This is a genomic window from Zhihengliuella sp. ISTPL4 (assembly GCF_002848265.1).
Taxonomy (GTDB): domain Bacteria; phylum Actinomycetota; class Actinomycetes; order Actinomycetales; family Microbacteriaceae; genus Microbacterium.
Genome location: NZ_CP025422.1, coordinates 2473250 through 2487265, shown reverse-complemented (window position 1 = coordinate 2487265; position 14016 = coordinate 2473250). Strand labels below are relative to the sequence as shown.

14 protein-coding genes are annotated in these 14016 nt (G+C 69.9%); 4 read left to right on the top strand and 10 right to left on the bottom strand.

Annotated features, from left to right (window positions below):
• Positions 1-10 precede the first annotated feature (10 nt).
• The gene (locus CYL12_RS11820; protein ID WP_233486727.1) at positions 11-232 is read left to right on the top strand and encodes a type II toxin-antitoxin system RelE family toxin; all 222 of its coding nucleotides are present in this window, start codon (positions 11-13) and stop codon (positions 230-232) included.
• Here CYL12_RS11820 and CYL12_RS11815 read toward each other — a convergent pair.
• The 10 genes from CYL12_RS11815 to CYL12_RS11770 form a co-directional block, all read right to left on the bottom strand.
• Complete coding sequence (locus CYL12_RS11815) at positions 229-1551, bottom strand: threonine/serine exporter family protein (RefSeq protein WP_101847776.1); 1323 nt, start codon at positions 1549-1551, stop codon at positions 229-231. The genes CYL12_RS11820 and CYL12_RS11815 overlap by 4 nt on opposite strands.
• A gap of 1 nt (position 1552) precedes the next feature.
• Complete coding sequence (locus tag CYL12_RS11810) at positions 1553-2908, bottom strand: anaerobic C4-dicarboxylate transporter family protein (protein ID WP_101847775.1); 1356 nt, start codon at positions 2906-2908, stop codon at positions 1553-1555.
• A complete protein-coding gene (locus tag CYL12_RS11805) occupies positions 2905-3645 on the bottom strand; it encodes a Type 1 glutamine amidotransferase-like domain-containing protein (RefSeq protein WP_101847774.1) in 741 nt (246 codons plus the stop codon). The genes CYL12_RS11810 and CYL12_RS11805 overlap by 4 nt, the downstream gene beginning before the upstream one ends.
• 97 nt (positions 3646-3742) lie before the next feature.
• Positions 3743-4480 (bottom strand): SGNH/GDSL hydrolase family protein, encoded by a 738-nt coding sequence (locus CYL12_RS11800; protein ID WP_101847773.1) that lies wholly within the window; start codon positions 4478-4480, stop codon positions 3743-3745.
• A 63-nt stretch (positions 4481-4543) separates the two neighbouring features.
• Positions 4544-5068, bottom strand: a complete 525-nt coding sequence (locus tag CYL12_RS11795) for a cytochrome C5 (protein WP_101847772.1) — start codon at positions 5066-5068, stop codon at positions 4544-4546.
• A 72-nt stretch (positions 5069-5140) separates the two neighbouring features.
• Positions 5141-6142, bottom strand: coding sequence for a magnesium/cobalt transporter CorA (gene corA, locus CYL12_RS11790; RefSeq protein WP_101847771.1), 1002 nt, complete (start codon positions 6140-6142; stop codon positions 5141-5143).
• A 294-nt stretch (positions 6143-6436) separates the two neighbouring features.
• Positions 6437-7231 carry an SDR family NAD(P)-dependent oxidoreductase gene (locus CYL12_RS11785; protein WP_101847770.1) on the bottom strand — a complete coding sequence of 265 codons (795 nt, stop codon included), beginning with the start codon at positions 7229-7231 and terminating at the stop codon, positions 6437-6439.
• Between the two features lie 266 nt (positions 7232-7497).
• Positions 7498-8520, bottom strand: a complete 1023-nt coding sequence (locus tag CYL12_RS11780; protein WP_101847769.1) for a Gfo/Idh/MocA family protein — start codon at positions 8518-8520, stop codon at positions 7498-7500.
• Complete coding sequence (locus CYL12_RS11775; RefSeq protein WP_101847768.1) at positions 8517-9530, bottom strand: Gfo/Idh/MocA family protein; 1014 nt, start codon at positions 9528-9530, stop codon at positions 8517-8519. The genes CYL12_RS11780 and CYL12_RS11775 overlap by 4 nt, the downstream gene beginning before the upstream one ends.
• Positions 9527-10696, bottom strand: coding sequence for an ROK family transcriptional regulator (locus CYL12_RS11770; RefSeq protein ID WP_101847767.1), 1170 nt, complete (start codon positions 10694-10696; stop codon positions 9527-9529). Before CYL12_RS11770 ends, CYL12_RS11775 begins: the two co-directional genes overlap by 4 nt.
• Before the next feature lie 186 nt (positions 10697-10882).
• Here CYL12_RS11770 and CYL12_RS11765 point away from each other — a divergent pair, with 186 nt between their 5' ends.
• The 3 genes from CYL12_RS11765 to CYL12_RS11755 all read left to right on the top strand — a co-directional run bounded on the left by CYL12_RS11765 (position 10883) and on the right by CYL12_RS11755 (position 13999).
• Positions 10883-12124, top strand: a complete 1242-nt coding sequence (locus CYL12_RS11765; protein ID WP_101847766.1) for an ABC transporter substrate-binding protein — start codon at positions 10883-10885, stop codon at positions 12122-12124.
• A gap of 67 nt (positions 12125-12191) precedes the next feature.
• A complete protein-coding gene (locus CYL12_RS11760; protein ID WP_101847765.1) occupies positions 12192-13097 on the top strand; it encodes a carbohydrate ABC transporter permease in 906 nt (301 codons plus the stop codon).
• A complete protein-coding gene (locus CYL12_RS11755) occupies positions 13094-13999 on the top strand; it encodes a carbohydrate ABC transporter permease (protein WP_101847764.1) in 906 nt (301 codons plus the stop codon). The genes CYL12_RS11760 and CYL12_RS11755 overlap by 4 nt, the downstream gene beginning before the upstream one ends.
• Positions 14000-14016 lie beyond the last annotated feature (17 nt).

Genomic DNA, 14016 nt, shown 5'->3' with positions numbered 1-14016 from the left:
GCCTGTCGCCGTGCGGGCGATCCGCAAGCTCCCTCCCGAGGCGAGGCGACGTATCGAGGCCGTCATCGAGCTCCTCTCCGAAGACCCACGGCCCCCCGCGGCACGCAAGCTCACCGGCCGACCGGAGTGGCGGGTGCGGACGGACGACTACCGGGTGCTCTACCGGATCGAGGACGGGATCCTGACGGTCGTCGTCGTGCACGCCGGCCACGGTCGCGAGGTCTATCGCTAGCGACGCAGGCGGCGCAGCGGAGCGGCCAGGCGGTGCCAGAGAGTCGGCGGCGGCTCCTCATCCTCCGCGCGCGGCGGGGCGACGGCGAACTGGACGAACTCCGCCGCGCCGTGGTGCACGACGCGGTAGAGCGCTGTGCCGATGAGCACTCCGAGGGCGATCGACATCACCGAGACCAGGGCGGCGGTGAAGTCGGCGAGGCCGTTGTCGGTCGCGAACGCCTCGGTGAGCCCGACCAGGCCGGCCGCTCCCGGCACCAGCAGCCAGAAGGCCGGGAGGAACGTGAGCTGCGAGGGCGCTCCGTGGCGGAGTCCGGCGATCCAGAACACGACGGGGGTGACGGCGACCGCGCCGATGAAGCCGCCCACCGCCGGATCGATGAACTCCGTCCCCGCCCACTGGCCGACGTACGCGACGACCAGCGCGAGCAGCACCCATCCGAAGGTCGACGGGGGCGCCGAGAAGTGCAGGTAATTGCCGAGCGCGAACACGAGGATGCCGAGCAGAGGCACCCACCAGGGCAGGAAAGAGGACACGTCGAGCGGCTCGTACGAGGCGGAGGACACTCCGACCACCGCGCCCGCGGCGAGGATGCCGAACGCGAGGAGCGCGAGCTGCACGAACCCGTAGATGAGCCGAGAGGCGCCGGAGATCATCTGTCCGGCCGCCAGCTCGACGGTCGCCGTGGTGAGCACGCCGCCGGGGAGGAACGTGACGAGGGGCGCGATGAGCAGACGGATCGGGTCGCCGATCTCGATGACCTCCGCGAGGAGGAACACGGCCGCTGCGCAGACGAAGGCGGCGGCGATGGGCATGATGAGCTGCAGTGTGGGCGAACGGATCAGCTTCAGCAGGCCGATACCGAACCCGAGGACGAAGGCGACGAGCGCCCCCTGCCAGGTGGGCGCGAGGAGGAGCGCGAGACCCGTCGTGAGGATGGCGTGCCCGAGTGTCCGGGTGAACCAGCCGAGCCGCGGACGCATCGCGCCGATCTCGTTGAGCCGTCGGATACCGTCCAAGGGAGCGACCGCGCCGGTTCTGGCCTGCGCGATCAGGTCGTACAGCGCGGCGATCTGGTCGAAGCGGAACGAGGCGTTCGTGGCGGACCGGATGGCGACCCGCTCCTCCTCCGCGTCCCCCGTCTCCACGATGATGATCGTCGGGAGGACGACGAAGTCGGTGTCGTCCCCGCCGGACGCCGTGGCGACCTCGGCGATGGTGTCGCGGATGCGGTCGACCGACTCCGCCGAGGCGTTCATGCCCTGCGCCAGCCCCAGGAGGAACTGGCGCAGCGCCGACCGGTCGACGACGTCGGTCATATCACGAGAACAGGAACGACAGCGCCACTCCGACGACGATGGCCGTGCCGACGTAGACGAGGTTCGGCAGCTGGAAGGAGTGGTCGAAGACGAACTTGCCCATCTTCGTCGTGCCGGTCTGGTCGAACGCGACCGTGGCCACCTGGCTGCCGTTGGCGGGCAGCGTGTAGATGCCCATCGCCGCCGGCCAGAGTCCGACCAGCAGCGAGGCGGGCAGGCCGATCGTGATGCCGATCGGGACGATCGCATTCGTGGCGCTCGATTGGCTGGTCGTGAGCATGGCGACGGCGAACAGCGCCAGTGCGAAGAGAAGAGCGCCGAGGAAGGCCGACGACCCGGAGACCACCGCGCCCAGCCCGTCGACGATGAGGGTCTGGTTGGCGGCGACGAACGTGTTGGCGAGCCAGGCGATGCCGAACAGCGCGATGGCGCCGACGATGCCGGCGGGGAACGTCGGCTGCTTCGGCACGTCGGCGGCCTTCACCTTGCAGAACACGAAGATCAGCGCCGCGATGATGCCCATCGTGACCTCGATGATCACGGTGACGCTCAGGCGCACGGGGTCCCCGTTGTCGTCGGTCCCGATGACCGGACGCAGGTTCTCGAACAGGCCGAAGAACACGATCACCGCGACACCCGCGAGGAACAGCGAGGCGGAGAGCACAGCGGTCGACGGGAGTTTGCTCTCGTGCGCGTCGGCCACGGGCGGCTTGATCTGCCCGTCCGCCAAGCGCTTCCGATACTCCGGGTCGTCGTCGAGGTCCTTGCCGTGGCGCATCATGACCAGGGCGGCGACGAGGAGGCCCGCGATGGAGGCCGGCCACATGATGAGGAGGAGACCGCCGAGATCGACGCCCTGCGGTGCGAGCAGCACGACCATCGATGCCGTGGCGGCGGAGACCGGGGAGCACAGGATGCCGACCTGGGAGGCGACGGCCGAGACCGACAGCGCCCGCTCCGGCCGGATCTTCTGCTGGTAGGAGACGTCGTAGATCACGGGCAGCAGCGGGTAGAAGATGTTGCCGGTTCCCGCGCCGACCGTGAAGAGGAACGACATCGCCGGTGCGAGGAAGACGACGGACTTCGGGCGTTTGCGGATGACCTTCGCGGCCACCGACACCATCCAGTCGATGCCGCCGGCGGCCTGCATGGTCGAGGCCGCGGTGATCACCGTGATGACGATGAACACCGCGTCGACGGGGGCGTTGCCCGGGGCCTCCCCGAACACGAACACGAGCACCGCGACGCCGACGAGACCCCACACGCCCAGGCCGATCCCGCTCGTGCGGGTGCCCATGAAGATCGCCAGGACGACGACGATGAGCTCGGCGACGAGGATCCAGACGCTGTCGTTCACGACGACGGCCCCTTCACGACCGGCGCGGATCCGGTGAGGACCTGGACCGGCAGCTCGGTCTCGACGATGGTCCCGTCGACCGCTTCCACCCGGAGCGCCAGCGGGTCATCGACCGGACTGATCGCCGTGACGAACTCGCTGTTCTCGAAGTGCAGCGACTGGAGGTTGCCCACCGCGTAGCCGGTCGAGAGCTCGCCGCTGAGGAGCGAGGCATGGAAGAGCGGCCGCCGCTGGTCCTCGGCGTCGTAGTGCGGGCAGAAGCTGCCGTGCAAGAAGCCGAGGCCTTCCGGGAGCACCTGCAGGGTGGGGCCGTAGCTGTCGGTGGTGCCACCCTCGAACCAGCAGATGCCGCCCGCGCTGCCTCCGGTGAAGACGACGTTCGAGTCGGGGTCCTCCCACATCTCGCGCATGATCTCGTCGAGGCCCTGGCGCTTCCAGACGTCGAGCATGTTCGCGGTGTTGCCGCCGCCGACGTGGATGACGTCGAAGCCCTTCACGAACCCGGCCAGGTCGTCGACCGCCCGATGGAAGAGCGGCAGGTGGTGCGGCGCGCAGCGGTCCGCGTCATACGTCGAGTAGAAGCTCACGATGTAGGCGGCGTCGTCGCCGGTCGCGGTGCCGACGAACAGGACCCGTGGTCGCTCCTTGCCGGTGAGCTTCAGGATGTACTCGTGCGTCGGATCGTTCCGACGTTCCATCATGGCCTTGCCGGCCCCGGTTGCGACGACGTGCGACATGCCCCCACCTCACTGTCGAGTGTGAATGCGCTCAACCTAGCGCTGGGGTGTCACCGCCGTCCAGAGCGGTCACCCGGGGAGGGTGAATCCCGGTCGCTCAGCCGAAGAGGCGGGCTGTGCCGACCATGCCGTCGAGGAGCCCGACCGTGCGCGCACGCGGGCCCTCCGGAGTGATGCCGAGGACACGGGCGAGCTCCAAGGCCAGAGCGGCGTGGCCGGCGGCACCGGGATGGAAGGGGTCGTTCATGAGCCCCCAGGCCATCCCGCCGTTCCCCAGCTCCACGAAGTGCGCGTACTGGTCGACGAGGATCACATCCTCCGCGACCGCGACCCGACGGACCGCGTCGGCGAAGTCGGCGATCCTCGCCCGCTCCGGGGCATTGCGGACGTCGATGACGGGCGGCGTCTGCAACACCGGGATGGCGCCGAGCCCGCGCACCCGGCGCACGAAGTCGTGCAGGGAGGCGGCGTAGTCATCCGGCGAGATCACCGGGCGCGGCCCGCCGTCCGAGGCGTCGTTGGTGCCGACCATGAGGGTGACCACGTCCGGCTGCCAGCCGGCCACCCGACGCTCCCAGTCGTCGAGGATGTCGACGATCCGGTTGCCGCTGATCGCGGTGTTCAGCACGATGTCCCTGACGCGCTCGAGCTCGCCCCTGATCAACTCGTGGAGGTGCTCCTGATAGCTGCGCCCGCCCTGGGTGTGCACCAGGCCGTGGGTGATCGAGTCGCCGGTGATGACCCAGTTCAGCGGTGCGGGGTCGCGGAGCGCGGCGGCGAGGCGGCGCAGGTCGTCGGCGGCGGTGGCGGGGGAGGCGGAGGGGGCGATCGGCACGCCTCAGAGCTTATCCGTCGTGCCCGCACGGTGGTCGACGCGCGGTGTGTGCGTGCGGTGGTGTCAGTCCCGGTCCCGGCGGCTGATCAGATCGAGGAGCTCGTCGAGCGTGTCGACGTCGATGACTTCGGTCCCGTCGGGCTCGCGGACCTCGATGCCTTCCACTTCGAGCGTCTCGTCGAGCTGCACGAGGATCCGCGACTCCGGGAACTGTTTCGGGGCCACGAAGGCAAGGAGGACGGCATCCGCGAAGACGACCACCGAGGTGGCCTCCAGGTCGTCGCGCAGGTCGGTCTGCTCTGCCACCGGCTCCTCATCGACCGCATCCTCGATGTCGACCGCGACCTCCTCGACGATCGCCCGCCAGCGCTTCTCGCTCATCGACAAGACCCGCGCGACAGCCGCGACGAGAGCGTCCGGATCCCCGTCCTCTTCGTCCTCGTCCTCCTCCACCTCGGGGTCGACGTTCACGTTCACGACGGTGCCGGCCGCCTCCAGGCTCGCGCGCCCGTACACGAGGCCGTTCTCGGCGACGGGGTCTTCGAGGAGGCCACTCTCGACGATGCGGGACAGCAGGGTTGCGATCATGTCTCCAGTCTCCCGCATCTCTCCCCTGACGTCGCTGGGTCTATCGAGGACGTGTGTTTGCCGGCCGGTGTGTCAGAGCCACTTCTTGTACTTGAAGACGCCGTAGAGTCCGACCGCGAACGCCGCCATCGCCCCGATCGCCATCGGGTAGCCGAACGCCCAGTGCAGCTCCGGCATCACGTCGAAGTTCATGCCGTAGACGGTGCCGACGAGGGTAGGCGCGAAGATGATGGCCGCCCACGAGGAGATCTTCTTGATCTCGTCGTTCTGCGCGAGCCCGGCTTCCGAATGACGCCGGGCGACGAGCGCCGACTGCACCGTGAGGGCGTTCTCCAGGATCGCGCGGAACGAGTCGACGCGCTCGTTCACGCGGATCGTGTGGTCGAGCACGTCGCGGAGGGAGCGCTGCAACTCCTCGTCGATGCGGTACTTCTCCGACCCGCGACGCAGCCACTCCAGCATGCCGCTCAAGGGGTGCACGGCACGCTGGAAGTTGATCACCTCGCGGGAGAGCTCGTAGATGCGGCGGGAGAGGGCGTCGTCGTCGCTGTCGCCGAAGAGCTGGTCCTCGATCTCGTCGATGTCGTTCTCCAGGCCCGCGACGACGGGCTCGTACTCGTCCACGACCTCGTCGAGGATCGCGTAGAAGACCGCCTCCGGACCCATCGCGAGCAGCTCCGGGTTCGCCTCCATCCGGCGGCGGACCGCGGCGAGGTTCGGCGACTCCGCGTGGCGGATCGTCACCACGAAGTCGGGGCCGATGAACAGGTGCAGCTCACCGAATTCGATCGACTCCTCCTTGTCGCGGTACCGCGCGGGACGCAGCACGGCGAAGAGGGTGTCGCCGTAGCGCTCCACCTTCGAGCGCTGATGCCCGGAGAGCGCGTCTTCGACGGCGAGGGGATGCAGGTCGAACTCCCGGGCGACGGACGCGACCTCCTCGGGACTCGGCCGATACAGACCGATCCACGCGATCCCGCCGGCGGCATCCAGCATCCGGTAGGTCTCGTCCAGGTTCTTCGGGGTCTCCACGCGACGTCCGTGGACGTACACGCCGTTGTCGATGAGCGCCATGATGCGGCTCCGTTCTCGCAGGCGCACGCAGACGAGCGGGTCTGGCGTGCGGGTTCGTCAGGGGGCGGGAGACGCCGCCGATGACTGCGAGGCGAGAGGCACGGACGCGGAGCGGGAGCTCAACGCGTGTGTGCGGGGAGGCGCGACGCAGCGAGGGCGGCGTCGTTACTATCGTCGGACATCGCCATCACCACCTTTCCGTGCTTCTCCGGGGGCCAGCTTACCCCCCTGTTTCGAATCGCCCGAACGGCCCCCTTCCGGCCGGAGATGCCGCCAGGTGCGCGATTCGAAGGGTCAGGGGACGATCGCGTCGATGTACCCGCCGTCGACGCGGACGGCGGCGCCCGTCGTCGCCGAGGCGAGCGGGGACGCGAGGTACGCGACCATGTTCGCGATCTCCTCCGGCTCGATGAGCCGCTGCAGCAGCGACTGGGGGCGGTGGATGCGCATGAACTCCCGCTGTGCCTCCTCCCACGGCAGCTGCGGATCCACGAGCGAGTACACGAAGTCCTCCACGCCGCCGGTGTGGGTCGGGCCCGCGAGCACCGAGTTCACCGTCACGCCGGTGCCTGCCGCCTCCTTCGCGAAGCCCCGGGACACCGCGAGCAGCGCGGTCTTCGACATCCCGTAGTGGATCATCTCCGCGGGGATCACGACCGCGGAGTCGCTGGCGATGTCGAGCACCCGACCCCAGCCGCGCTCCTTCATGCCGGGCAGCGTGGCGCGGATGAGTCGGACGGCGGCGAGCACGTTCACGTCGAAATACCGGCGCCACTCGTCGTCGGAGATGTCGAGCGCCGGGGTCGCCCCGAAGATGCCGAGGTTGTTGACGAGGATGTCCACATCTCCGGTGGCCGCGAGGACCGCAGCGGCGCCGTCCTCCGTGGTGACGTCGCCCGGCGCCGGGACGAGGTTCCGGTCCGGATTCTCCTCCTGCAGGGTCGCGATCACCGACGACACGGTCTCGGGGTTCCGGCCGTTGACCGCGACTCGTGCTCCCGCGTCGGCCAGAGTCGTGGCGATGGCGAGTCCGATGCCCTGGGTGGAACCCGTGACGAGGGCGGTCTTCCCGGCGAGGTCGATGCGCATGATGTCTCCTCCGTGTCGCTGCGGCTTCCGGTGCAACGCCCGCCGCGCCGGTTTCATGCCCGGGCGCCCCCGCACGCGCCGTCCACGCGGGACGGAAAACGGGCCGCGGGTAGGCCGGGGAGGCGCTCTTTTGATCCCGCACCGTGGGAGCGCGGCGCGGGCGCAGGGGTGCGGGACGGGAAACGGGCCTGGGGAGGCCGAGATGGGGGCTTTTTTGATCCCGGGAGGTGCGCGGGGGACCAGGGGGAGGGAGACGGGGGCGCGGGCTAGAGGGGGACGGGGGTGCCGGCGCGGGAGGCGGACGCCTGGGCGGCCTTCACGATCTCGACGGTCCGGATGCCGACACCGGCGTCGGGCTGGGGCTGACGGCCCGCACGCACGGCCTGCACGAACTCCTCGAGCAGCAGGGCGTCGAGGTCGGCCCCGACCGGGGTCCAGGTCTCGCCGTGGGCATCGTGCCCGGCGACGCCCTTCGCGAAGGGGCTCACCGTCACGGTTCCGCGCTCGGCCACGACCTCGAGGGTGAGGCCGCCCCAGGTCGGCGAGCTCAGCGGCCAGCTCCACGAGCAGTCGATCGTGGCGACCACGCCGCTCGGGTACTGGATCGTCACGAGACCTCCGGTCTCGACCGCGAGGTCGCGCTCCCCGTGCAGGATGCTGTTCGATACCGCGCGGACGGTCTGCGCCCGCTCTCCGAGGAGCTCGTCGAGGAGGTCGGCGCAGTGCACGACGTGGTCGACCAGGGCACCGCCGCCGGCGAGCTCGGGGTCGGTGAACCACGCCCGGTCCTGCGGCAGCTTGCCGTTGTTGATGCCGGTGACGCCGAGGACCGCCCCGAGGCGTCCGCTGCGCAGCTCGGCGACGGCATCGCGCACGGCGGGCGAGAAGCGCACCGGGTACGCGACCATCAGGTAAACACCCGCGCGGTCACAGGCGTCGCGCATCGCGATCGCATCCTCGACGGTCGTCGCCAGCGGCTTCTCGCACAGCACGTGCACGCCCGCGGCGGCGGCCTGCTCGACGAGGGCGCGGTGACGGGAGTTCTCCGCGGCCACGACGACCGCGTCCGGACCCCAGGCGAAGGCATCCTCGTAGGTCTCCACATACGCCACCCCGAGTTCCGTGGCCAGGGCGGCGCCGCGCGGAGCGTCGTCCGGGGCGGAGGCGCCATCGGGGTCGGCGGCGATCAGCTCGACGTCCGGCATCTGCTGCAGCGCGTGCACGTAGCTGAGGGCGTGCGTGTGAGCGAACGACAGGACGGCGATCCGCAGCGGGCGGGGAGCGGTCATCGGGAGGCCTCCTCGGCGACGGCGGGGGACGAAGCGGACAGGGCGACCGGGGCTCCGGACGCGATCGAGGCGTAGGCGGCCTCAGCCACCGCGACCGCCTGGATCCCGTCCTCCGGGGTCACGGCGGCGTCGCGCCCCTCGGCGATGGCGGCCACGAAGTCGGCGATCTCCGCGTAGTACGGGCTCTCCTCGGGCGACATCGGGGGGAGGTAGTCGGTCGCGCCCTCGGTGAGCACGGCATCGGTGCGCAGTGTGTGGTCTTCGGCGCTGTCGTAGCGCAGGCGCCCCTCGGAACCGGCGACCTCGACGCTCGTGCGGAACGGCATGCCGGGCTGCACCCAGCTCGCGTGCACGTGGCTGATGACCCCGTTGCGATGGGTGAGCACGACGTGCGCCGTGACCGGGGCCGGCACGCGGTCGTCGACCGTCGGCGGGTTCTGCACGGCGTAGACGCTGTCGACCGGGCCGGCGAACCACAGCGCCTGATCGATGTCGTGGATCATGAGGTCGCGGATGACTCCGCCCCCGGCGCGCTCCGAGAAGAACCAGGGGGCCTGGGGTGCGGCGCCGAGGCGACGGAAGCGCTGCACGGCGGGGGTGCCGATCTGCCCGGCGTCGATGCCGGCCTTGATCCGGGCGTACTCCCCCATGTACCGGACGACGTGCGCGGGGAACAGTCGCACGCCCGCGGTGGCTGCGGCGGCGGTCACCTCGGCGGCGGCCTCCGCGGTCGCGGCGAGCGGCTTCTCACAGATCACGTCGAGCCCGCGGGCGATGGCCCGCAGGGCGAAGTCGGCGTGCGTGCTGCTGGGGGTGACGATGTCGACGACGTCGACCTGCTCCAGGAGCGCATCGACGTCACCCACGACCTCGAACCCGTATTCCGCGGCGATCTCCTCCGCGCCCTCCTTCGAGGTGACGAAGCCCTGCACGCCGAGCGCCCGCCAGGCGTCGGCGTGCACGCGGGAGATCCCGCCCGCGCCGATGAGTCCGACCTTCAACGTGCTCACTGCTTCTCCTCGGGGTCGTCGCCGGCCGCGGCGTCGTGCGGCAGCGGGGTGATCGGTGGGGCGGGCATGTCCTCGATGCCGTAGATGTCGCCCGGATGCCGCTGGAACGCGTGCACGACGGCGCCGTGGGCGGCGGCTTCCGCTCCCAGCCGCGCTTCCGCGACGGGCACCTGGAACGGCAGTCCGAGGTGGCCGGGCAGGGCGGCGCGCAGGGGGTCGAGCAGCTGCTCGTGCGCGGCCGAGAGTCCGCCGCCGATCACGACCATGGCGGGGTCGACCGTCATGATCAGGGTCGCGATCCCGTGGGCGAGTTCATCGATGAAGCCGTCGAGCTCCTCCCGGGCGGCCTGCTCCCCGCTGCGCGCGAGGGCGAACACCTCGGCGGCGGTCGGGGCGGTGCGCCAGGAGATCTGCCCTGTCTCGGTGTTGAGGCCACGGAACGCGAGGCGGCCGATGTCTCCCGCCGCGTTGTGGATGCCGCGCCGCGGGCGGCCGCCGAGGATGAGGCCCATGGCGATGCGGTTGCCGACCGACAGGTAGATGACGTCGTCGACGAGCTGCGCGACGCCGAGATGGTGCTCCGCGACGGCCGCGAGCCGCACACCGTTGTCGACGGCCACGGGGCAGCCGAACGCCTGACGCAGCTGCGAGCCGATGTCGATGCCGGACCACTCCGGGATCACGACGGATGTGGTCACGCGGCCGGCATCGTCGACGATGCCCGGCAGCGAGACGCCGATCGCGCGGAGGGGCGTCCGCGGCACGGGAAGCGCGTCGAGCGTGCGCCGAACGTCCTCGATGACCGCGGCGAGCTTGGCCGGTCCGTCCGGCTGTTCGGCGACGCCGGCGAACGCCCGCTGGGCGATGACCACGCCCGCGAGGTCCGCGACGACGACCCGCACGCTCGCGACGCCGATGTCCACGCCCGCCACCACGCCGGCAGCGGCGTGGAAGGAGTAGCGGCGGGCCGGGCGCCCCGCGCCGCCGCCGATCTGCGCGGGGGCGTCGACGAGCAGACCGGAGTCGGAGAGCACCGTCACGGCGTTCTCGACGGAGGTGCGGGAGACCTCGAGCGAACGGGAGAGGTCGCTGACGGTCGCCGGTCCGGCGTCGCGCAGCCGGAGTGCGGACCGCGCCACGATCGAGAGCGGACTGATCGCGCCCATCGGGTCCCTCCTTCGTCTCCGCCGTTGGTGCGATCAAATTAGCACACCCGATTCTCAGATCGGGGATTGTTGTTCACCGCCGAGAAACACGGCTGAAACACGGCTCTGGGAACTTGAGCTTGACGAATTATCCAAAGCCAATGTCATAATGAACCGTACTCAGCACGGTTTACGCAAAGGAGCACCATGCGCGTCAGCAAGATCACCGGCGTCGTCGCGGGAGTCGCGGCCGCCACCCTGTTGGCCGGATGTTCGGCCGGCGGAGGCAACACCGCAGAGGGCGAGCAGGACATCACGGTCTGGCTCTACCCCGTCATCGCCGACGAGGCGGTGCACAAGGACTTCTGGGACTCGACCATCGAGGCGTTCGAGAAGGAGAACGAGAACGTCAACGTGAAGTACGAGATCTTCCCGTGGGCGAACCGCGACGAGGCCCTGCAGACGGCGATCGCCGCCGGCAAGGGACCGGACGTCGTCTACCTCATCCCCGACCAGCTCGCGGCGTACCAGAAGTCGATCGCGCCGCTGAACGACCTGCTCAGCGAGGAGCGCCAGGGCGACCTGCTCCCCAACGTCAAGGAGTCGGTCACGCTCGGCGGCGACATCCTCGGTGCCCCGATCCTCACCAGCGCGCAGCCCCTCATCTGCAATGCGGCCGCGTTCGAGGCCGCCGGCGTGACCGAGTACCCGGAGACCTGGGACGACATCGCCGAGATGGCCCCGGCGTTCGTCGACAAGGGCATGTACGCCCTCAACTACCCGGCGTCGGCCGAGAACACCCTCAACCTCACCTACTACCCGCTGCTGTGGCAGGCCGGCGGCGAGGTCTACACCGAGGACGGCGAGGTCGGCTTCGACAGCAAGGCCGGTGAAGAGGCCCTCACCTTCCTGACCGACCTGGCCGACGCGGGCGCGCTCGACCCGGAGGCGCTCACGACCAACGTCCCGCTGGAGCAGACCGCCATCGCCCAGGGCAAGGTCGCCTGCACCTGGAACAACGCCGTGACCGAGGTGGCGCCGTTCTGGGGCGAGGAGAACGTCACGGTCCTCGCACCGCTGACCGACAAGGAGTCCGTGGCCTACGGCACCGTCGGCTCGCTGTCCGTGCTCAAGGGCTCGAAGGCCCCCGAGGCCGCGGCGGCGTTCGCCGAGTTCGCGACCGGCGCCGACGTCGTCGAGCCGTACCTCAAGGCCGCCGGATACTTCTCCGCGCTCAGCACCACCGAGCCGCTGTACGCCGACGACCCGCTCCTCGGCGAGGTCGAGAAGTACGTCCCCGACACCACGGTGGGCGAGCTCGACGCCAGCTCCCGTGCGCTCATGGGCGTGCTCTCGCCGGAGATCCAGGCCGCCCTGCTCGGCCAGAAGTCCCCGGCCGACGCCCTGAAGGACGCCGCGGCCGCCGCAGCCCCGCTGCTGCAGAAGTGACACCCCGGGGGCGTGCGGGTACCCGCCGCACGCCCCCTCTCTCCGCCCCCCACGTGAGGAATCGACAATGACGACGGCCACCACGGCGCCGAAGCCCGCAGGACGGGTCGCCAGGGTGCTCGCCCGACGGGAAGCGCGCGTCGCGTTCCTGTTCGTGCTCCCCGCCTTCCTGCTGTTCATCGCCTTCCGCTTCGGCCCGAGCATCGCGGGTGTGGCGCTGAGCTTCTTCGACTACGACATCTCCGGCGAGATCGCCTGGCGCGGCCTCGACCACTTCCAGCGCCTCGTCGCCGACCCGCTGTTCTGGCGCGCGCTGGGGACCACCCTCATCTACACGGTCTTCGCGGTGCCGATCGCGCTCGTGCTGTCGACCATCATGGCCCTCGGCGTGCGACGGGCCTTCCGCGGCGCCCGGTTCTTCCGCTCGATCTTCTTCCTCCCCGTCATCACCTCGCTCGTGCTGGCCGGCTCGATCTTCGTCTGGATCTTCTCCGCCAACGGCCCGTGGTCCGCGCTGATGACCCCGCTCGGCCTCGGCGGCTCCTGGCTCGGCAGCACCGTGCTCGTGATCCCCGCGATCGTCGTCGTCGGCGTCTGGTCGCGGTTCGGCTACGGGATGATGATCCTCATCGCCGCGCTGCAGGACGTGCCGCGCGAGCTGGAGGAGGCGGCGCTGGTCGACGGCGCGAACGCCTGGCAGCGCTTCCGGTGGATCATCCTCCCGCACCTGCGCCCGACCTTCTTCTTCCTCGCGGTGATCGAGACGACCGCCGCCTTCCAGGTCTTCGACGTCATCTACGTGATGACCCAGGGCGGCCCGGCGAACGCCAGCTACTCGCTCGTCTACATGCTCTACGACCAGGGCTTCCGCTACTTCGACTACGGCTACGCCGCCGCGGTCGGCGTGGCCCTGTTCATCATGACCCTCGTGGTCGCCCTCATCCAGCGCCTCGTGATCGGAAAGCAGAAATGACCGCCCTCCTGCAGCCGCCGACGCAGACGACCCCGCCCGCGACGCGTCCCGCCGCGCGCAAGCGCCGCTCGTTCCGCGCGCTCGAGCCGACCGGCTGGGGGGTCGCCGTCCGCTGGATCTGGCTGAGTCTCGCCGGCATCCTCAGCTTCTTCCCCTTCTACGCGATGGTCGTGCTGAGCCTGAAGCCGGGCATGGTCGTCGAGCTGCCCGGCTCGCTGATCCCCTGGAACGACATCTCCTTCGAGGCGTACGAGCAGGTGCTCGGCGGACAGAACATCCTCGTCTGGCTGTTCAACACGCTCGTCTACTCGCTCGTGTCGGTCGTGGCCGTGCTGTTCCTCTCCGCGCTCGCCGGCTACGCCTTCGCCAAGAAGCGCTTCCGCGGCAAGGAGGTCATGTTCTGGTCGTTCCTGGCGATGGTCATGGTGCCGTTCCACGTGACGCTGATCCCGACGTTCATCCTCATGGCGAACCTCGGCGGCATCGACACCTACTGGGGCCTCATCCTGCCGACGCTCGCGAACGCGCAGGCCGTCTTCCTCATGCGCCAGTTCATCCAGGGCCTTCCCGACGAGCTCTTCGAGGCCGCCCGCATCGACGGCGCCGGCGAGTTCCGCATCTTCCTGCGGATCGTCCTGCCGCTGTGCAAGCCGATCCTCGCGACGCTCGGGATCTTCGTCTTCCTCTGGCACTGGAACGACTTCCTCTGGCCGCTCATCATCGCCAAGTCCAACTCGATGTTCACCCTCACCGTGGGCATCTCGTCGCTGCAGCAGCAGGATGTGCCGCTCAGCACCATGCTCGCCGGCTCCGTCGTGGCGCTGCTGCCGATCTTCCTCGCGTACCTCATCGCTCAGCGGTACGTGCAGGAGGGCGTCACCGGCACCGGGATCAAGGGCTGAGAAGAAGGGAAACGCAC

Excerpts from the sequence above, each read along its gene's own strand:
- CYL12_RS11770 (WP_101847767.1), bottom strand. The coding sequence starts at position 10,696 with ATGGGCGCGATCAGTCCGCTCTCGATCGTGGCGCGGTCCGCACTCCGG.
- CYL12_RS11785 (WP_101847770.1), bottom strand. The coding sequence starts at position 7,231 with ATGCGCATCGACCTCGCCGGGAAGACCGCCCTCGTCACGGGTTCCACC.
- corA (WP_101847771.1), bottom strand. The coding sequence starts at position 6,142 with ATGGCGCTCATCGACAACGGCGTGTACGTCCACGGACGTCGCGTGGAG.
- CYL12_RS11795 (WP_101847772.1), bottom strand. The coding sequence starts at position 5,068 with ATGATCGCAACCCTGCTGTCCCGCATCGTCGAGAGTGGCCTCCTCGAA.
- CYL12_RS11780 (WP_101847769.1), bottom strand. The coding sequence starts at position 8,520 with ATGACCGCTCCCCGCCCGCTGCGGATCGCCGTCCTGTCGTTCGCTCAC.
- CYL12_RS11805 (WP_101847774.1), bottom strand. The coding sequence starts at position 3,645 with ATGTCGCACGTCGTCGCAACCGGGGCCGGCAAGGCCATGATGGAACGT.
- CYL12_RS11760 (WP_101847765.1), top strand. The coding sequence starts at position 12,192 with ATGACGACGGCCACCACGGCGCCGAAGCCCGCAGGACGGGTCGCCAGG.
- CYL12_RS11755 (WP_101847764.1), top strand. The coding sequence starts at position 13,094 with ATGACCGCCCTCCTGCAGCCGCCGACGCAGACGACCCCGCCCGCGACG.
- CYL12_RS11765 (WP_101847766.1), top strand. The coding sequence starts at position 10,883 with ATGCGCGTCAGCAAGATCACCGGCGTCGTCGCGGGAGTCGCGGCCGCC.
- CYL12_RS11815 (WP_101847776.1), bottom strand. The coding sequence starts at position 1,551 with ATGACCGACGTCGTCGACCGGTCGGCGCTGCGCCAGTTCCTCCTGGGG.